Raw genomic sequence first — 19124 nt, 5'->3', positions numbered from 1 at the left:
CGCATTACTAGGGCCTGTTAACACTTAATCATCTCCACGATGAGGGTGACGTTCAGAAAGGCGCGGTACATGACATCAAGCTTTTCGAATCTTGAGAAGATACGTCGGAAGCCTTTCAGCCTTCGGAACAGGCGTTCGACTTCGTTGCGCCTCTTGTAGAGGGTGCGGTCGTAGCCCCATTTGACCCGCCGGTTTGCCTTCGGAGGGACAACCGGAACCATGCCCAGATCGAGCACTAACTGGCGCGTCTCATCACCTTCATAGGCCCGGTCCATGAGCAGGGGCACACCTTTGATCGGCGCCTCCCAATCGGTCAGCAGGGCGCGGCCCTCGGGCGTATCATGCGCATTTCCGTTCTGGCTCTTCTGGACTGATCCAGCCTTCGCGGGAATTCCAATAGTCACGGAATGAATTGAAGAAGCGCTCCGACCCTGGGGGCGCGGGGTTGAATGACCGGTTCTCGTAGAGCTCAAGACGTGGGACCAGGAAATGCAGCTCAACGTTGCCCATGTGCTGATGGCGCACCCATGCGCAGCCCTTGTGACCGTTTGCCAGTCGAGCGGACCACCACAGCCATACAGGTCAATGTACTCGGCCAACTGTGGTCCAGCCAGTAACCGGGCGTGGGTTGGGCTGGTGTTCAACCGGCGTTCTTCCATCGGCTTCTCAGCCATACGAGTTTTGATTTTCTTTTCTTCGTTCGTATTGAGTCGGACATTTTCGTCTGACCCAACGGTCATGTTTGGCTGACCGCAGTTCGTCGAAAAGTCGGAAAGTACCGCTTCAAGCGCTTCGGCAACCTCCTGCATTTTGACAATGTCGGTGAGTTCTGTTGGCCGACGACGGGGCAAAATGCTGGTCGCGGCATCATCAGCATTAGCATTGCCCAGCTCTCTGATTTGCCGAAAGAGGCCTTGGATATGCTCACGTAGCCGCTTGTGATCATCGTCGTTCTGCATTTGGCGGCTGACCAACAAACGAACATACTCAGCTTGTTCGATCAGCGGGGCGAGGTTGATACCCGCCGCGCGCGTAATAACACCATCAACTCGATCACCGGAGCGGCTCTTACGCTCAGGATAAGTGCGACGGATCAACCCCGCGTCAACAAGCTCGGCCTCGATACGCCCTACCTGCCTTTTCGATAGCCCGAAGGTCTGAGCAAGCCGTTCCAGAGAATGCCAGATCGCACAGATCCTGCCTTGAAGGAAATCTGATGTTTGGCAGTTGTCGATGGCAAAGACGAGATACTCTATCGCACCTTTTGACAGGCCAAGCGACACTCTGGCTCGCTTCAGAAATCGCTTCAGTTGATGAGACGTGATGTCTGAGGGGAGGCCTCCGTGTACAAGGCGAACGCTCATGATGCACCGCCTGACAGCCGATGACAGCCCTGAATGCCGGTTGCTTTGACGGCGGTTCTTGAGGTACAGTACTGACGAAAGCTGGACGCTTTTATTTTAGATTTTATCCCGGTTTCGGTTGCCGCCGAGCCGGGATTTTTCGTTGTATGAGTTCGGCAGAATTCTTTGTAGGACACTTCATCCTGTGCGGGATTTGTACGGGTGTTCTTTACATGTTCCCGTACAGAAGCTGCAAAATCCTGCACGATGTTGCAAACCGCATCGCTGTGAAAATCGCAAGGCCCTGATTTTATTGGCAGGTTTGGCGACCCCGGCAGAACGGGGCGAACCACGAAATTACAAGAGCTTACAACGGAAAGTTCCAAATAGTGCCGTCATAAGGAATCAATGGCTTACAAGGCACGGTTCCAACTTTTCCGAGAACACACCGATCAAAAAGAAAGTCGCCGGAAGGGTTGCAGCCCTTTCCGACGACAAACAAAAGTTCATTGCCCTTCCTCACTACCAGAAACCCCAGAATCCCGCAAGCTCGGGATGGCAGGTGCAGTCATGACACAGCACCTCACACATGGCGGTTTGCCGGAGGGCATGACGCGCTGGCAGTTCTTTGGGTTAATAGAACGAGCACGTTGCCAGCTCGGTCTCAGCAAAGGCGCAATCGCTTATCTGAAGGTCGCGATCTCCAACACGATAGACGAGGACTTCCTCGCTGGCCGGATTTGTAGCTTCTGGACTTCGGTCACGAAGATTGCGGCTCAGGCCGGACTGGACAGACGGCAGATCGCGCGCATTGAGGGTGATCTGATTCAGAGAGGGCTGCTGGCTAAAACGGCATCCGACCACAGTCGTCGTGGCGGCTCCCGGAGAGATGGTAAAATCGGCAGTGAGTTCGGGATCAACCTCGCGCCCCTGATCGCGCGCGCCACCGAAGTTCAGGCTGCAGCACGAAAGGCAGCATTTGAAGAGGAGGAGGCCGAACGGCTTCGCATCCGGATCAAAACTCTGTTCGGCAACATTCGCAGGCTGTGCTTCGAGGGTGCAATGGAAGCCGCCGAGGAGGTCTTGCCCAATCGCCGTCCTTCGACCATTCAAAGCTTCGAACGCCTGCGGCAGGTGGCCAAAGCGCTGGAGGCAGTCTGGGAGGACTTTTCCGCACAAATTCGTAGGGGTGAAAAGTCCCACCAGTGCGACATTTCACCCGCACTCAATACAAGTAAAGAAAATATCAATAAAACTTGTACCGCTGAAAAACGGCTTACCACTCAGCCGGTCCGCACAACGCCTGCCCAAGTGGCGCTGCTGGCGAGCGCGCCACTGCGAGAGATCATCGAGCTGTACTGGAACGCGCTAGACAACCGTGGCCAGCTCAGTTGGCAGTCAATCCAGCAGGCGGTGCGGGATAGGGCTGGTCAGCTCGGGATCAAGACGGGCATATGGCAGCGCCATTGTGACGCTTTAGGGCCGAAGCGAGCAGCACTCTGCCTCATGATCGCTGATCGCAATACTGAACGCACAGATGGCTATCGGGTTCGAAAAACCGCTGCGGCAGCGTTTGTTGGTATGGCGAGATCGGAAGCACGCCAAGGGGCAGTGATAGATAGCCTGTTCGGCGAACTGATGACCTATGTCGAAAGGCAACGAGATGCCGTTTGATATTAGGATAGCTCGGTCCCGCATGCTTGCTGACAACAATTTGGCAACATCAGACCGCGCGCCCACCAAAAGGCTGGCGCGGGCTGGTGTTGCAGCCGCCAACGGTGGCTTCGATCCGGAATGGATCGGCGGCAAAGCCGCAGGCTGGGTGCAGGGGCGCAGCGTCTTGCCCGACGAGTTGTTTATCAACTCAATAGTCGGTCAATATTGTGTTTCATCTCACTGGGGTCGGCAATAATGTCAGGCCCTCAGTTTTTGCATATTCAAAGCTATTCGCGCAAAGCCAACAAGATTGGTCAAAGTGTTCAGCAGATACTGGATGAAGCTGGCCGAGCGCCCGAGTTTTGTCAGCACGTTGAGAACCCTGAGCCGCCAAATTTGATCTATGGGTTAACCCCTCAGCAAGTGCGGGAAAAGCATGATGTGATTGTTGAAGCTGGTTATGTCGAAGTTGCGCTGAAAGACGGCACATCTGCGCGTCGCGGTATCCGAAAAGATCGCCATACTTTGCTGACGGCTGTTGCATCGTACCCTCTTTTAACAAAGCAGGTCGCCACTGAAGCCGCTGGTCGGGAGGACTATGCGCGCTGGATCGATTTGAACGTCCGTTGGCTCAAGGAAACGTTTGGTGATCGCCTGATTTCCGTGGTCGAGCATGTGGATGAAGAACATCCGCATATCCATGCGTTCATCTTGCCATTCGATGATCCCAGTTGTTCTGCGCGCCACCTGAACCCAGCCTGGAAAGCCAAGCAAGACGCCGAAGCTACCGCCAGAGAAAGCGGAAAATCGGCCAAGGAAGCGGTAAAACTCGGGAACCTCGCCTATCGCGCGCGAGGCCGTGACCTGCAGGATCAGTACTTTGCCGAAGTAGGCCTTCCGGCAGGGTTGACGCGCGTCGGCCCAAAGCGGGAACGGCTATCGCGGGAGCAATGGAAGCAGCGCAAAGAACAAGCGCGACGAGATGCAGCGCAGATCCGGCAGATGACCGAGCGTGTTGAACAAATTGCCGACATTGAAGCACAGCTCGACGCTGATGCTGACCGGAGAGCCGAGGAGATAGTCAAAAAACTCGATGCTGCTGAGGCGTTGTTTGCAGAAGCTTTGTCAGCGCAAAGCCAAGCCGAAGAAGAGGCCCAAGAAGTTCGCGCAAGGGCGAATGAGGACATTGCTGCGATGAAGCAAGAAGTTCAGGCAAAGCTGGATAAAGAAGCCAAGCGTTTGGAACATCGGGTGGCGGAGGTCCAATCCGAGCGCAGTGCTTTCGAACAGGAAAGGCGCGAGGTTCTGAGAAATACTGTCTTGCATGTTGCTGCGACTACAGCTCGTGTCCTGGTTGGCGTTCTGACCGGGAGCGTGCGGTTCGATGGGCGGCAATCAAAACTGTGTTTCGAGGACCTTGAGCTCGGGCGCGAAGTTCAAGAGCTTGAGATAGCTCCGATCATTCAGAACGCAGTTATCGTAGTCAGTCGGGTCTGGTCGAGACTCGCGCAGTTATTGCCATCTGAAGAAATCAAATCCGAACGCGACCGCCAATCTGGGACTTTGAATTCAGTAGTGAGACCGGTATCGAAGGGTATTGAGCCGTGACAAAGAATCTCGATGACAGAATCGCGGACCTTGAGGCCAGACGACGCTCCAACGGAACAGCAGAAATAGATGATGCAGGGCAGGCCGTTGAAGAACTGAAAGGTGCTGTGTGTCAGGCGTCATTGTCTGTCGGCGGATTGAATGCGCGAACAGATCTCATTGAAGAGCGTGCTTATGCCCTGGAGAAACGCCTTCGCCAGATTTGGATATTAACCCGCGTCGGTATCGCTGCCGCTTTGATTCTTGCGCTGATCATTGTCTCCTTTGCGATGTGGTCTGGCGCGAAGGTGAAAGCGGCAGCCGAAAACGAAGCTGACCTCTTGCGTGCAACATACGCGGCAGAAATCGAAGCGGTGCGAGAGGAAGGTGAGACGGAACTCGCCAGGATACACGCTGACTTGGCACAGAAAGTTGACGCAACTGAAGCCAAGCTTCTTGAAGTCGGGGCTGAACTCCAGAATATGATAGAGGAAAGAGAGGCGGTACGTCAGGAGCTTGAGCACTTTGTAACCCTGCGCGAGCGCGTTGGCATCAAGCTCGTCGAGTTTCGGGGGCGAACAGTGATTGTAGTCCCAGAGGGTGCCCGATTACGGCGTTGGCGGGCGGCAGGTTTGTCGGAGATCGCACACCTTAATGGGCGTATGTATCGGTTATCCGATTGAGACCGAAACGGCCCTTCACAGCCAGGGTGTGAAGGCCTCCTGCTAAAATTCTACTATACCGAAACCTCGTCGATAGTATCACGGACGATCTGAAACACCCCTTCCAGTTTCTCCATTGGTATACCGCCAAAAGCGAGCCGCAACGCCTGTGGCACTGCAATCGTTGTTGCAAAGGGTTCCGCACCGGACGCCGAGATGCCAAGTTCTTTGAGGCGCGTGACCACCGGTTCGGCCCGAACGCCCTTTTCAAGAGGCAACCAAGCGAAGCCAGCGTTGCGATGCCCGAGAGCTGCCGATTCACCCAGAACAGCTCGACAAATCTGCTGGCGCTCCGCTCCGTCCTGCTTTCGGGCCTCTTCGGATTTGGCGAGTGTGCCGTCCTCGACCCAGCTTGTGACTAGGCCGGAAATCAGTGCCGGAGCATTCCAGGTCGTCGCTCTGATCATTTCGAGCAATCGGTTGATATGTGCGGCTGGGGCAACCACGTAGCCCAATCGCAACCCCGTCGCGATGCTTTTCGAGAAACCGCCCACATAGACCGTTCGCTCAGGCGCGAGTGAAAACAGGCTTGGCGGCGGGTTCGGCTCCAGAAAAGCATATGCCGCATCTTCGATGATCAGAAGGTCATGCTTTTGTGCGGTCTCGATGATACGCAGGCGCGTCATTTCATCCATAACTGACCCTAGGGGGTTATGGACTGTCGGCATCAAATAGACCGCACGTATCTTTCTATCACGACATTGCCGGTCCAGTTCTTCAGGGTCCATTATACCGGCTTGCCCTTCCACCGGAACAAGTTCGAGGTCCTGTAGGGCAGCGATGGATTTGAAGCCCGGATAGGTCAACGCATCGGTCGCAACCGCTTCCCCGCGCCGCAACAGCCCCAATACAATGGTTGCCAGCCCATGCTGAGCGCCGGATGTCATCAGAAGGCATTCCGGATCAGTTGGACCAAGAATTGAAGTAAGACTTCGGGCAATGATCCGGCGTTCATGCGCTCGCCCACCGTGGGGTTGATAGCGCAACATGGCCTCCAGATCTCCCGCCACTGCGAGTTGCCGCAATCCTGCACGCAGCATTTCCGCGTCACCCGCATCGCCAGGCATGTTGAAGATAAGATCGACAAGACCGTCGGCGGCAGTCTGCTGAACGCCAAGCGTTGGAGGCAATCCGAGGTCGCGCACGAATGTACCACGACCGGCCTCACCGATAATCAAACCTCTCTTTTCAAGCTCTCTGTAGGCATTTGTCGCGGTTGCAAGAGCCACACCAGCCTGTTCCGCAAAGGCCCGATGTGTCGGAAGCTTCGTGCCCGGAGCTAGTTTGCCGTTCTGGATCGCGTTGGAAAGCACATCTGCCAAACGCACGTATTTGGGCTTCTTCATAATCTCACTGTATCTAGTACAATAGAAAAATTGTCATATATTATTCATCGTGGCATTTCGATCTCAAGTCAATCTTCGAGGTCCACCCATGCCCAAAGTGATCCCAGTTTCAATTCTCGCCCTTGGTCTGTTTACGGTGACATTTGCGGTGAATCTACAGGCCCCGCTCTACGATTCCTACGCGGCAGAAAGTGATGTGGGCGCGACAGCTGTAACGGTTGCATTTGCAGCCTATGTGGGGGGTCTTATGCCGACGCTTTTGCTGCTCGGAGGCCTATCAGACCGGATCGGGCGGCGGTTTCCGATTGCCCTGGCACTGATTCTTGGCACCATTGCGACAACACTTCTCGTGCAAGCCCCCAGCTGGATCAGTCTGGTGATTGCACGTTTCATGCTCGGGATCGGCACCGGCCTCGCGACAACATCCGGAACCGCCTATATGACTGAAATCCTGGGCGCAGATCGCGCTAGAAACGCGGCTCTTATTGTGACTTCGGCTACGTCTCTTGGTTTTGGCGGCAGCGCACTGGCAACCGGTATCAGTCTCGGCCTGCAAGGTCATACGCTCTTACCAGCCAGCTACATTGCGCTTTTCGTAGTCGCTCCGGTACTGGCATTGATTGCCCTGACACTGCCCCGTATCGACAAGCCGAGGCCGGTTTCACTCTTGCGCCTGCCGGTGTTCCCAGCAGGAACGTGGGTCTTCGGAGCGGCGATGGCACTGGCGTGGTCTACAACCGGTATGACCATTGCTGTCGTTCCGCTAGAACTGGCTGAAAACAATCTCGGAGGTTGGACCGGTCTCGTCATTTTTCTGGCCATCTTCGTGGGGTTCCTGTGCCAGCCGATTGCACGACGCATAACCAATGCGCGTGCTCTCGCTCTAGGTTTCATTCTGATCCCGCTTGGTTTTCTGGTTCTTCTGGCTGGTGTCTGGCTGAAGGTACTGGCACTTGTTCTTCTTGGCACCTGCATCACCAGCGCAGCGAGCTACGGTTTTACCTATCTCGCCTCATTGGCTGAGGTTTCCTTGCGTGCACCAGATGATCGGGCGCGCGCAACAGCCGGGTTATTTGTCTACGCCTACTTTGGCTTCTCTCTTCCCGTAATCGCCAGCGGAGCACTTGCGGATATGCTCGGCCTTCCATCTGCGATGGTGGTGTTTGCGGTGGTCCAGGTCATTGTTACAGCGATCATCGTCATCAAATGGAAGTATCCATTTGAACCATCCAAACCCGCTTTCGAAACCAGATAATCGTCAACTTAAGACCAAGTGGAGGACCACCGATGCCTGTACTGAATTTCTCATATGCTGAGGTCAAAGATACTCAGAAATTTCGCGAATACGTCTCTGCCGCCGCCGTCCTGATGACGCAGCATGATGTTGAGGTCGTTGTTCGGGGCGAATTTGAAGGGACAATGCGGGGAAGCGAAAAGGCTCCGCACATCGCTGCAGTGTTTCGATATCCTAGCATGGAAGCAGCGCAGGCTTTTTACGGATCACCAGAGTATCAAGCTATAGTCCCTTTGCGGGATGCCGCCTGCACGATGACGATCCATTTCTATAATGAATAGGTTTATTGCCCGCTTGTGCTCGGCTGTCTTGAATGCCTTGTCGCTTGCAGCGGCGGTCATCCCGCAAATGGGCGTCTTGCGATAAGACCGGGACATCTCAGAACTCCCTCGCATTATGCTCGACATCGGCCCAGTGCTTGTTCTGGGGCAGCGACTTGGCGCGCCGCGCGAGATCCTCGAAGCGCACCGGCATGTAATCCCACACATCAACGCCAGCATTGACGCTGTTGCTGGAGCCTTTCCAGTTCTTGTGCACATGGCCGAAGATCTGCAGCGCACCGCGCCGGGCTCGATTCCAGGTGATCATCGGGTAATGACACAAGGTATGCATCTGGTTGTCAGGGCCGTCCTTGACCTCTGCCAGATGCGAGATGCTGTCCCATGGCAATGCCAGCGTCGGCTCCAAGTCGTGATTGCCGACAATCAGGTGTTTCTCTGCTCCCGGCAGCTTGGCGAACAGTTTGGTCAGCCATTCGCGATCCTTTGCCTTCTGTCCAAAGGCAAAGTCACCAACGATCCACAGGGCATCCTTAGGCCCAACCATGGCCCATAGATTCTGCATCAGAACCGCATCCATGTGGTTCGCCGAGCGGAAGGGGCGGTCACAGAACTTGATGATGTTCTCGTGCCCGAAATGCGGGTCTGCCGTATACCAATTGGTCATGTCTTTAACTCCGTCATGCCCGTCCGTTATGAATGGCGGCGGCGTCAGAGGCAGTGCGGGGATGGGGGATCATCGCGTGGCGAACAGCTCGAAGCCGCCCGCCATTCTGCGGGCGCTAAAATAGGGTGATATCTGCGCGTACTGTGATCATGTGGCGTTCATAGCGGCTTTGTACCCGCCCGACTATCCGGGAAATCACAGATCCATGTCCGAGGCTTCAACCTCCTCACCGGTCAGCGCCTCGACGATCTGACGATCCAGTTCTTCGGTGTGCATTCGGCCGAGCTCATAGTCCTCCAGAGAGAAGGTGATGGAGGTCATGCCGGGTTCACCACGATAGCTGACTTTGAAGGTCGCGATGCAGCCCGGTTTGATCAGCTTGTCGCGGGGGTGCTCAAACCGATACTCGACCGTGTTGCGATAGTGCTGAGCCGAGCCACACAGCTCATATTCTGTGATGAGCTTGCCGCCCGAACGGGTCGTCTCCTCATGCCTGATCGGTCCAAGCGCATCGAGGTCGGGAATGAAGCCGTCCGTGCTCCAGGCATAGGTCAGCACCATGTCGCGCCCATTGATCTCGACGCGAGAGGGCGGACCATAGGTCTCTTCGATCTGGGCTTTCAGCTCCAGTGGCTCGGGTAACTCGTCACTTGGCTGGCGAATGCTGCGATAAATCGCCATGGGACGCTGCTCCATCACATTCGAGGACAGGCGCGCGGTTATCTGATCCTGCGCTGCCTTGGCCAGGCGTCCATTGATGCCGACATCGCCGATCCGTGAGTGCAGCTGATAGGTGAACTCAAACACCGCGCCATCGGGGGATTGTATCCGCAGAACTTCGCTTTCGCTTGTTGGGGCAGCGTCGCTGCGTTCAGCGTAAACAGCGAGAATATCATCCAGCGGATCGCCCGGTTGCAGGCCGAGGATCTCATAGGGGTACGGACGCTCAGCGGGTGCTGGCATGGCGGTCAACGTATTTTCCGCGAAAGCAGCGGAGGCAACGGACAGGCAACAACCAAGCACAAATGCAAAACGGATCATGCAACGGACTTTCTGATGTAGGAAAAGGGAGAGATATCGCCTTCAAAGGCTTCAAGGCGTAGGCCTTTCAGGGCCCACTGGAGCTCTATGGTCAGGGCAAGTACTTCGGACCAGGCTGTTTGCGCTTCGCGATAGCGGGCGTATCCGGGCTGGCCAGACTTGCAGGCCAGCATGGAGGTGAAATGAGCGACATCACCATGCAGAATCTGTTCAGCCAGCGCTTCTGAGACAGGGAGTTCTGAGTGGAGTACGGGAAGCGTGCCAAAGGCCGCACGTATCTCAGCAGCTTCTACCCCACCGTGACGATGGCCGGTGATCAGGCCAATGATGTGTTCGGGGCAGTCAAATTGTTCATCGATGCTCTGTGATGAGAGGCCCGCCTCTATCGAACCTGTAGCGGGCACGACAACCAGATCAGCCTTCGCAAGTGCCATCGACAGGGCGTCTTCAGGATAGACCTGTGTATCCATCAGGACGATATCAAAGCCGCGTGTCGCGGCGGCTGCCAAAGCATCCTCAACACGCTCGTCCGAGGGGCATTCGGCTAACTCCAGTTGAGGCGGCAGAAACCGGCAAGCCTCCATTGCAGCAAGCCATGCCTGCAATGTGGTAAGCTCCTGACATTTTCGACCCCTGCAGGTCTGGCTGGTGCAATCCATCACCATCACGCGCTTGCCCAAAGCCAGAAATCCCGACGCCAACGCCATAACTGCCGTCGTCCGCCCGGACCCGCCCTTAGCTGCATGAATGGTGATGGTGTGCATACTGCATGTCCTCATTATCAAATACATATTATAGTTGATAACATTAAAGTATGTAATCCACAATCGTCCTGCGCATGGATATGCGCAAATTAGTTGGACAGAACTTCGCTCGGATACGGAGAGAAAAAGGCCTTACACAGGAGCAGATTGAGGAGCGTTCTGGCTTCAGTCAGCAGTATCTAAGCGGCTTGGAACGCGGAAAGCGCAACCCCACAGTGATTACGCTGTACGAGTTGGCCCAAGCGCTTGGTGTCAGCCATGTAGAATTGGTTGAGCCTGACTGACTCGCAGCCAGCGTGATAAGCAAAAAATTATCATGGGCTAACAGGCGCAGAATTGACTAGTGTCCATAGACAGCTTACTCCCTCTTAAGCAGAAATGGATTTAAGGAATGATGCACCCAGGGATTGAAGTGCGAAGAGTTTGCGTCACGGCGAATAGTTTGTCGGTAACGCAGGCAGCCCAAATACTGGGCGTAGATCGTCGAACACTGAGCAATCTTCTAAATGGGCGTTCCGGTATCTCCGCTGAAATGGCTGTGCGGCTGGAGAAGGTTTTTGGCACATCCGCAAAAGGCTGGATGCAATGCCAGCTGGAATACGATTATGCCCAAGTGATGTTGAGGGCGTCGAAGATCACGTTGGAGCCTTTCTCGGCCACCGGCACTGAAGAAAAGGGTAAGTAGCAGATGGCCGCAGACATTCAAAACCTAGGTGGCTTCGTCTGGTCCATCGCCGAGATTTTGCGCGGTGATTTCAAACAGTCAGAATACGGCAAAGTTATTCTGCCTTTTGTGGTGCTTCGTCGCCTTGATTGCATTTTGGAACTGACGAAAACCTATGTTTTGGACACAGCAGAGTCCCTGCCGGATAGGGTAGATGAGGCAACCCGCGACATGATGCTGTTTGGCGCGGTGGGCGGCAATGTGAGGGTCTACAACTTATCCCGCTTCACTTTTGACACGCTGCGCGGACAAGACCCCCGTCAACTCCACGACAATCTGGTGGACTACATTACCAATTTCTCAGGGAACGTTCGCGACATCTTCCTTGATAAGTTTCTCTTTACCGACCAGCTCAAGCGCCTGAAAGATGGCGGTATTCTTTGGAATGTCTTCGAACGCTTCTGTGAAATTGACTTGCACCCCAACACCATCTCGAACCTTGAGATGGGTTACCTCTTCGAGGAACTGATCCGCCGGTTCTCGGAGATCTCGAACGAAACCGCCGGGGAACATTTTACTCCGCGCGAGGTGATCCGGCTCATCGTCGAGCTTCTCATCGCCAACGACGATGAAAAACTCACCGGGCGCGGCATCATCCGTCAGGTATACGATCCTGCTTGTGGTACTGGCGGGATGTTGGCGCTGACCGAGGAGGCTTTGAAGGATTTTAACGACGCCATCCGCGTTGAACTCTATGGCCAGGAGCTGAACGGCGAGTCCTTCGGCATCTGCAAATCTGACATGCTGGTCACGGGGCACGATCCCGAGCAGATCGCCTTCGGCAACACGCTCACCCAGGACGCCCATGCGGGCAAGCGTTTTCACTACATGCTCTCCAACCCCCCTTACGGTGTGGACTGGAAAAAGTACCAAGAACCCATCAAATCCGAGGCTGAAAACCTCGGGATGGAAGGGCGTTTTGGCGCAGGCACCCCCCGCATCTCTGACGGTCAACTCTTGTTCCTTCAGCACATGATTTCCAAGATGCGCGACGACGAGATCGGTTCGCGGATCGGCATCGTCATGAACGGCTCACCGTTGTTTACTGGCGGCGCGGGGTCGGGCGAGAGCGAAATCCGGAGGTGGATGCTTGAGAACGATTGGGTTGAGGCTATCATCGCACTGCCCACCGACCTGTTCTATAATACCGGCATCCAGACCTATGTCTGGCTCCTCACCAACCGCAAGCCTGCTAAACGGCATGGCAAGGTGCAGCTCATCGACGCCAGTTGCGAACGCTTCTGGAAATCCATGCGCAAGTCGTTGGGCAGCAAGCGCCGGGAAATTACGGAGGAAGCCCGCGCTGAGATAGTCCGCATCTATGCAGGTTTCCTCAATGGCGAAAGCGGAGAAGGCGAGGTCTCCAGCATCTTTGATACTGCCGACTTCGGCTACCGCGAAATCCGCGTTGAGCGTCCGCTCAAGCTGAATTTCCAGGTTAGCGCCGAGCGGCTTGCCCGTCTGGCCAACCAGAAACCCTACGCGCGGCAGGATGAAACCAACCAGGCGGCCATCGAGGCCGCGCTTCTTACCATCGGCGATCAACTCTTCACCAACCGGACTGTCTTCGAAGAAGCACTGAACAAGGCGCTGAAAACCACGGGGTTGAAGATCGGGGCACCTGTTAAAAAGGCGATCTTGGCCGCACTGTCAGAGCGAGATGACGAAGCCGACATCTGCACCGACAAGAACGGGAACCCCGAACCAGATACCGATCTGCGCGACCACGAACTTGTGCCCCTGGCAGAAGATTGGCGCGACTACATGAAGCGCGAGGTGCTGCCCTTCGTGCCCGATGCCTGGGTCGATGAGAGTTACAAGGACGCCCGCGACAAGCGGGTTGGGCGCGTCGGCTATGAGATCAACTTTAATCGCTATTTCTATCATTACGTGCCACCCCGCCCGCTTGAAGAGATCGACGCGGAACTGAAGGCGTTGGAGGCCGAGATCGCTGGACTCCTGAAGGAGGTGGCGGCATGATTTTTGGCGCGGACCGGTCGGTTTCTTATTGCTTTGGTAGGATTCCTGCCCTATCTGTTGTCTCAACAAGACCCGCCACGCCTCGGACGGAACCTCGGTTTCGCACTGCGCACCCCGGCGGGTTACTTGTTTTCAGGGCATCGCTTTCGCGGCTTGGTGGTGCCGCATGAAGTTTGAAAAGCCTGCTGTATCCATAGATGATCAAATTGAACTGCTGAAATGTCGCGGCATGGAAATCGGCGATGACGTGCTTGCTCAGCACTACTTGCAATTCATCTCCTACTATCGGCTCCGAGCCTACTGGCTACCCTTCGAAGTGCCCGCCGCTGGTAACGGTGACCATGCCTTCTGCAAAGGGACAGCATTTGAAGATGTCCTAGCGCTATACATCTTTGATCGAGAGCTCCGGTTGCTGGTTCTGGATGCAATCGAGCGTGTTGAGGTCGCTTTTCGCGCACAATGGGCACATCACATGGCGATGAGCCACGGACCGCATGGTTATCTGGAACAGCGGCACTATGCGCATATCGCGCGCCACGCAAAGGCCGTTGCTGACCTGAGCAAGGAATTCAACCGGTCTCGCGATACTTTTGCGGATCACTATCGAAAAAAGTACTCCTCCCCCAAGCTTCCTCCTGTGTGGATGGCTGCTGAGGTCATGTCATTTGGGCTTTTGTCAAAATTCTACAGCGATCTCAAACTTCGCGCTGAGCGGCAAGCCATTGCCAAACCCTTCGGCCTTGACGAGAAAGTGCTCGCGTCCGTTGCGCATCACACCAGTCACGTGCGTAATATCTGCGCTCATCATGGCAGACTTTGGAACAAGCGTTTTACTGTGACGATGACCGCACCGAGATTTCCCGCCAAGCTTCCAGTCGCCATGCGGGATGCCGATCCGCGCTATCTGCACAACACTCTGGTGATGCTCGACTACCTCCTGGCCCTGATCGCGCCGGACAATGAATGGAAAAAGCGCCTTGTCGCACTGATCGACGGCTGCCCGCTGGCCGATCCTGCCAGCATGGGCTTTCCGGCGGGCTGGCGGACCAGAGCGGCTTGGAGGGTAGCGCAATGAAAACTACACGCCTGCGCTGGTTAGCAAAGAACTTAGATTCGGTTCGTATTCCACTTAACGCTACAGAAAGGGGAGAACGACAGGGAGATGTACCCTATTGGGGAGCGAATGGTATCGTGGATCATGTTGATGAAGCACTGATCAGCGAACGAGTTCTGCTCATAGGAGAGGATGGCGCGCCATTCTTCGAACATGACAAAGATGTTGCCTTCATTTCTGATGGGCCTATTTGGCCCAACAACCATATACACATCCTGAAGCCAGTCAAAGCTGCTATTGACGACAGATTCCTCTGCTATTTCCTCAACCAAGTTGAATATGCGAAATACATCAATGGATCTACACGGGATAAACTTACGCAGTCGCAACTCGGCTCGATCAAAGTATCGTATCCAGATCTTGAAACCCAAAAAGCCATCGCGGATTTTCTCGACCGCGAGACCGCGCGCATCGACCAACTGATCGAGAAGAGATCAAAGTTCGCTGAACTGCTCCTCGAACGGCGTTTGGCCGTGATTTCAAAGGCTATCACTGGAACGACTGATGATGTGCCTTGGCTTCAAACCCTACCAGAGGGTTGGAAGTCGGATCGTGCCAAAGTGCATTTTCGTGAGAGCCAGAAAAGGAGTGCGACCGGAGAGGAAGAACTTCTAACTGTTTCGCATATCACCGGTGTGACGAAACGTTCTGAAAAGGACGTTCATATGTTCATGGCCGAGAGCAATGAGGGCTACAAGCTTGTTGCGCCTGGCGATCTGATCATCAATACGATGTGGGCTTGGATGGGGGCTATGGGGATTAGCTCAGAGCATGGCTTAATTAGCCCCTCTTACGGCGTCTACACACCAATTTCAGACTCTCTTCGACCTGAGTTTGTCAATCAAATGGTTCGCTCAAAGCCTTTTGTTGCGGAAGCAACAAGGCGTAGCAAAGGCATTCATTCATCGCGATTGCGCTTGTATCCAGACGCCTTTCTAGACATGCGTTTGCCTATACCACCTCTGGAAACGCAAGATGCGCTACTCCATGAAATCTCGTCGAGAGCACAGCGAGAAGATGAGCTTTTGCAAAAAAATTCTCGCGCCGAAACTCTGTTGCGGGAATTTCGTTCAGCCCTGATCACTGCGGCAGTCACGGGTCAGATTGACGTTAAAGAGACCTTTGATCGAGGTGGCACGAAAGTCGGGGTTGATGGTAACCAGCCTGCATTGATGGTGACTCAGGCAGTACCGAAAGACCATTCCAGCCAGGTGCGCCGACTGGTGGCCGCCGAGATCATCCATGATCACCGGAATGTCGCCTATCTTGGCCGGATCAAGGTTCACAAAATCATGTTCTTGGCGGAAGCACACGCCAACATCAACGAAATCAACGGGTGCTACCGTCGCCACGCCGCTGGCCCTTATGACGGAGCAATGATTGACGATGTTGAGGCGGGACTTCGGCAAGATCGGTTCTACGATGCCGCTGAAGATCCAAGTAGCCAGCGTGGCAGGATCGCCTTCACGCCTCTCGACAATGCTGGGGGGCACAAGCCGACACTGGAAGCCATGCTTGGAGATCGAGTGGCCGAACTGCGCCGGATTATTGGCCTCGTGCAGGATTTTAGCACCGAGAATACCGAGGCTATCGCAACGCTCTACGCCGTCTGGAACGATGCAATTATCGACGGGGAGCAACCTGACGGCGACCGGATTATTCGCGGCTTTCGGGAAGAATGGCATGAGGCCAAACAGCGTTTCACAGAAGAAACCCTGAGCACTTGGCTCGACTGGATGCGCCGGAATGACCTTGTTCCCCACGGCAGTGGGCCACATACGATCTCTGCACACCAACCAAGCCTATTTTAAAGAAAAGACCGTTCAACATGCCTGTTTCATCCCATTCGCTCCATAAGGAAAAAGTCCTTCAAGATCATCTGATATCAGAGTTGGTCGATGGTGCAGGCTATGTGCGTCGGCAGGCCAGCTCCGACTATGATCGTGCGTTGGCGATGGACCGGGCGCTTGTCTTGGATTTCATCCAAAGCACACAGCCCGAAGCGTGGAAGAAGCTCAGCCAGCACTATGCCGCTTCGGCTGAAGGCGTGCTCTTCAAGCAGCTCGACAAGGCGCTGAAGGATCGCGGGCTGCTCGATGTGCTGCGCAAGGGGATCAAGATCGTCCCTGGCATTGCGCTCAGCCTTTGCTATTTCCGGCCTGCAAGCGCCTTGGAACCCAAGCGTGTCGCCGAGTATCAGGCCAACATTCTGTCTGTGATAGATGAGGTCGAATACAGCCAGAAACACGGTGGGCGCCTAGACGTTATTCTTTTCATCAACGGCCTGCCCGTTGTCACCATTGAGGCGAAAAACCTTCTGACCGGATCGACTTTCCGCAACGCTGAAAAGCAGTATCGCGATGACCGCTCTCCAGCGGGCGAGCCGCTTCTGACCTTTAAGCGGGGTGCGCTTGTTCACTTTGCGCTCGACGAAGACAACGTCTCGATGACCACTCGGCTGATGAATGGCAAGACCCGTTTCTTACCGTTCAATCGGGGTCGCGAGGGTGGCGCGGGCAACCCTGATGTCGAGGATGAACACCGCATTGCCTATCTTTATAAGTCTGGTGCATGGGGTGAGGCGGTCTTTTCGCGGTCCGTGCTCCTCGATGTCATTGGACAGTTCATGGTCATGGAAGTGACGGGCAAGAACGAGGTGATGATTTTCCCGCGTTTCCAGCAGCTCGACGCTGTGCGCAAGATCATGGCGCACGCCAAAGCCAAGGGCACCGGGGATAACTATCTGATCCAGCACTCGGCAGGCTCGGGAAAATCCAACACCATCGGCTGGCTAGCACATCATGCGATCAATCTGCATGACGAGGCCGACAATCAGGTTTTCAACACTGCGATCATCGTGACTGACCGTGTTGTGCTCGATAGGCAGCTCCAGGGGACGGTCACGCAGTTCGAGCAGACGACTGGCGTCGTCAAGAAGATTGACGGTACATCCCGCCAACTGAAGGATGCCATCGCCAAAGGCGCACGGATCATTGTCACAACGATTCAGAAGTTCTCGACCGATCACCTGAAAGAGCTATCGGGGCAGGGAAACCGGACCTTTGCAGTGATCGTAGACGAGGCGCATTCCAGCCAATCGGGCAAGAGTGCCCAGGCGATGACTGATGCTCTGACACGTGACGCCAATTCGAGCGATGACATCGAGGATCTGATCGCTGAATACCAGAAGGCACGTGGCCCGCAGCCCAACATCAGCTTCTTCGCATTCACTGCAACGCCGAGGAACGTGACTTTGGAACGTTTCGGCGTGAAAGGTGAGGGTGGCTTGCCCCAGCCGTTTCACCTGTATTCCATGAGGCAGGCTATCGAGGAAAAGTTCATCCTCGACGTGCTTCAGAATTACATGACCTACAAGGCTTACTATCAGCTCGAAAAGGCTATCGAGGATGACCCGGAGCTGAGCGGGCGGAAGGGGCAGCGCAAGGTCGCACGCTATGCCAGCTTACATCCGACCGCCATCGGCCAGAAGGTCGAGATCATCGTCGAGCATATTCGCCGGCACGTCATGCAGGAGCTGAACGGGCAAGCCAAAGCGATGATCGTCACGCAGAGCCGCGAGCACGCACTCAAATACTTCTTCGGAGTGCAGACATACATCAAGTCGCAGGGCTATGCCGACCTGAAAGCGCTTGTTGCATTCTCCGGCGATCTGGATGTGAACGGCGAACCCGCAACCGAGGCTGACCTCAATGGTTTTGCCGAGACTGAACTCCCCGGACGCTTCGACGGCTTTAAGCCTGATGGGACGCCTTATCCGGATAGGTACCAAATCTTGATCGTGGCCGAAAAATACCAAACCGGTTTTGACCAACCCAAGCTCTGCGCCATGTATGTTGATCGGAAGCTCTCCGGGTTACAGGCCGTGCAGACACTCTCTCGCTTGAACCGGACCCGCGCGGGGAAAGAGCGCACTTTCATTCTCGATTTCCAGAACTCTATCGAGGACATTCAGACTGCATTCCGCCCCTTCTACGAGGCGACCACCGTCGAGGCGATGTCAGACCCCAACCAAGTCTACGATTTGGAGGGGCGATTGTTTAAGTTTGGATATCTCGACAGGGATGAGATCGAACGGTTTTCGCTGACGTATTTCAAAGGCGCGCTCAGCACCGCAGACCGACCGCGCCTAGAGGGGCTTGTCCGACAAGCTGTTGCCCGCTTCGAGGCAGATGAGGACGAAGGGCGGCAAGAAGAATTTCGACAGCTGTTGAAGAGTTTCAACCGCTTTTATGCCTTCATTGCACAGGTAATTTCTCTGGAAGACACGAGCCTCGAAAAACTGGCTTCTTATGGCGGCTGGCTTTCTCGTTTACTGCCTAACCGTGAGCTTCCACCGGAAATTGAGATTACCGAGGACATGCTGAGATTGCAGGCATTCAAGGTAGACAAAAAAGAGCAAGGTAGCGCATCGCTCTCCCCTGGCGACACGCAACCACTGGCGGCGATTAGTGAGTTTGGCGCAAAGCCTTTGACCTGCCCCCCGAAACTTCCCTCGTTCTGATGTAGAGTTTGCTCAACCTTTTGAAGGAGCAAACGAATGCGAAAGAGCCGTTTCACGGAAGTCCAAATCATTGGGATGATCAAAGA

At 55.0% G+C, this 19124-nt stretch carries 17 protein-coding genes and 1 pseudogene; 12 read left to right on the top strand and 6 right to left on the bottom strand.

Annotated elements, in window-relative coordinates; genetic code table 11:
* Positions 1 to 17 precede the first annotated feature (17 nt).
* Entirely contained in the window at positions 18 to 659 is a 642-nt protein-coding gene (locus ACW9UQ_RS10225; protein WP_458930954.1) for a transposase, read from the bottom strand.
* Positions 660 to 899: 240 nt separating this feature from the next.
* Positions 900 to 1364, bottom strand: a pseudogene (locus ACW9UQ_RS10220) (helix-turn-helix domain-containing protein); the annotation flags it as partial.
* A 549-nt stretch (positions 1365 to 1913) separates the two neighbouring features.
* Here ACW9UQ_RS10220 and ACW9UQ_RS10215 point away from each other — a divergent pair.
* From ACW9UQ_RS10215 to ACW9UQ_RS10200, 4 genes are read left to right on the top strand one after another with little or no spacing between them, the layout of a single operon-like run.
* Entirely contained in the window at positions 1914 to 3017 is a 1104-nt protein-coding gene (locus tag ACW9UQ_RS10215) for a helix-turn-helix domain-containing protein (protein WP_458930919.1), read from the top strand.
* 22 nt (positions 3018 to 3039) lie between these two features.
* Complete coding sequence (locus ACW9UQ_RS10210; protein WP_458930918.1) at positions 3040 to 3255, top strand: hypothetical protein; 216 nt, start codon at positions 3040 to 3042, stop codon at positions 3253 to 3255.
* Positions 3255 to 4607: a plasmid recombination protein gene (locus ACW9UQ_RS10205; protein WP_458930917.1), complete on the top strand. Its 1353-nt coding sequence runs from the start codon at positions 3255 to 3257 to the stop codon at positions 4605 to 4607. The genes ACW9UQ_RS10210 and ACW9UQ_RS10205 overlap by 1 nt, the downstream gene beginning before the upstream one ends.
* Positions 4604 to 5269, top strand: coding sequence for a hypothetical protein (locus ACW9UQ_RS10200; protein ID WP_458930916.1), 666 nt, complete (start codon positions 4604 to 4606; stop codon positions 5267 to 5269). The genes ACW9UQ_RS10205 and ACW9UQ_RS10200 overlap by 4 nt, the downstream gene beginning before the upstream one ends.
* Before the next feature lie 53 nt (positions 5270 to 5322).
* On the opposite strand, the gene ACW9UQ_RS10195 is transcribed toward ACW9UQ_RS10200, so the two are convergent.
* On the bottom strand, positions 5323 to 6654 hold the full coding sequence (locus tag ACW9UQ_RS10195) for an aminotransferase-like domain-containing protein (RefSeq protein WP_458930915.1): 1332 nt from the start codon (positions 6652 to 6654) through the stop codon (positions 5323 to 5325).
* Positions 6655 to 6742: 88 nt separating this feature from the next.
* Here ACW9UQ_RS10195 and ACW9UQ_RS10190 point away from each other — a divergent pair, with 88 nt between their 5' ends.
* Complete coding sequence (locus tag ACW9UQ_RS10190) at positions 6743 to 7909, top strand: MFS transporter (protein ID WP_458930914.1); 1167 nt, start codon at positions 6743 to 6745, stop codon at positions 7907 to 7909.
* A gap of 32 nt (positions 7910 to 7941) precedes the next feature.
* On the top strand, positions 7942 to 8229 hold the full coding sequence (locus ACW9UQ_RS10185) for a DUF1330 domain-containing protein (RefSeq protein WP_458930913.1): 288 nt from the start codon (positions 7942 to 7944) through the stop codon (positions 8227 to 8229).
* Between the two features lie 97 nt (positions 8230 to 8326).
* Here ACW9UQ_RS10185 and ACW9UQ_RS10180 read toward each other — a convergent pair whose 3' ends face one another.
* The 3 genes from ACW9UQ_RS10180 to ACW9UQ_RS10170 form a co-directional block, all read right to left on the bottom strand.
* On the bottom strand, positions 8327 to 8893 hold the full coding sequence (locus tag ACW9UQ_RS10180) for a metallophosphoesterase (RefSeq protein ID WP_458930912.1): 567 nt from the start codon (positions 8891 to 8893) through the stop codon (positions 8327 to 8329).
* 195 nt (positions 8894 to 9088) lie between these two features.
* A complete protein-coding gene (locus tag ACW9UQ_RS10175) occupies positions 9089 to 9934 on the bottom strand; it encodes a hypothetical protein (protein WP_458930911.1) in 846 nt (281 codons plus the stop codon).
* Positions 9931 to 10698, bottom strand: coding sequence for a ParA family protein (locus ACW9UQ_RS10170; protein ID WP_458930910.1), 768 nt, complete (start codon positions 10696 to 10698; stop codon positions 9931 to 9933). Before ACW9UQ_RS10170 ends, ACW9UQ_RS10175 begins: the two co-directional genes overlap by 4 nt.
* A 74-nt stretch (positions 10699 to 10772) precedes the next feature.
* On the opposite strand from ACW9UQ_RS10170, the gene ACW9UQ_RS10165 reads away from it, so the two are divergent.
* From ACW9UQ_RS10165 to ACW9UQ_RS10140, 6 genes are all read left to right on the top strand, one after another.
* Entirely contained in the window at positions 10773 to 10982 is a 210-nt protein-coding gene (locus ACW9UQ_RS10165; protein WP_458930909.1) for a helix-turn-helix domain-containing protein, read from the top strand.
* A 107-nt stretch (positions 10983 to 11089) separates the two neighbouring features.
* Positions 11090 to 11383: a HigA family addiction module antitoxin gene (locus ACW9UQ_RS10160; RefSeq protein ID WP_458930908.1), complete on the top strand. Its 294-nt coding sequence runs from the start codon at positions 11090 to 11092 to the stop codon at positions 11381 to 11383.
* 3 nt (positions 11384 to 11386) lie between these two features.
* A complete protein-coding gene (locus ACW9UQ_RS10155) occupies positions 11387 to 13402 on the top strand; it encodes a type I restriction-modification system subunit M (protein ID WP_458930907.1) in 2016 nt (671 codons plus the stop codon).
* A gap of 166 nt (positions 13403 to 13568) precedes the next feature.
* Positions 13569 to 14477, top strand: a complete 909-nt coding sequence (locus ACW9UQ_RS10150; RefSeq protein WP_458930906.1) for an Abi family protein — start codon at positions 13569 to 13571, stop codon at positions 14475 to 14477.
* The gene (locus tag ACW9UQ_RS10145; protein ID WP_458930905.1) at positions 14474 to 16327 is read left to right on the top strand and encodes a restriction endonuclease subunit S; all 1854 of its coding nucleotides are present in this window, start codon (positions 14474 to 14476) and stop codon (positions 16325 to 16327) included. The genes ACW9UQ_RS10150 and ACW9UQ_RS10145 overlap by 4 nt, the downstream gene beginning before the upstream one ends.
* A 17-nt stretch (positions 16328 to 16344) precedes the next feature.
* The gene (locus tag ACW9UQ_RS10140; protein WP_458930904.1) at positions 16345 to 19038 is read left to right on the top strand and encodes a type I restriction endonuclease subunit R; all 2694 of its coding nucleotides are present in this window, start codon (positions 16345 to 16347) and stop codon (positions 19036 to 19038) included.
* The last annotated feature ends 86 nt before the right edge of the window (positions 19039 to 19124 follow it).

This window comes from Halovulum sp. GXIMD14793 (assembly GCF_054457435.1).
Note: the sequence above shows the minus strand (reverse complement) of the source record. Positions and strands in the feature narration are given on the sequence as shown.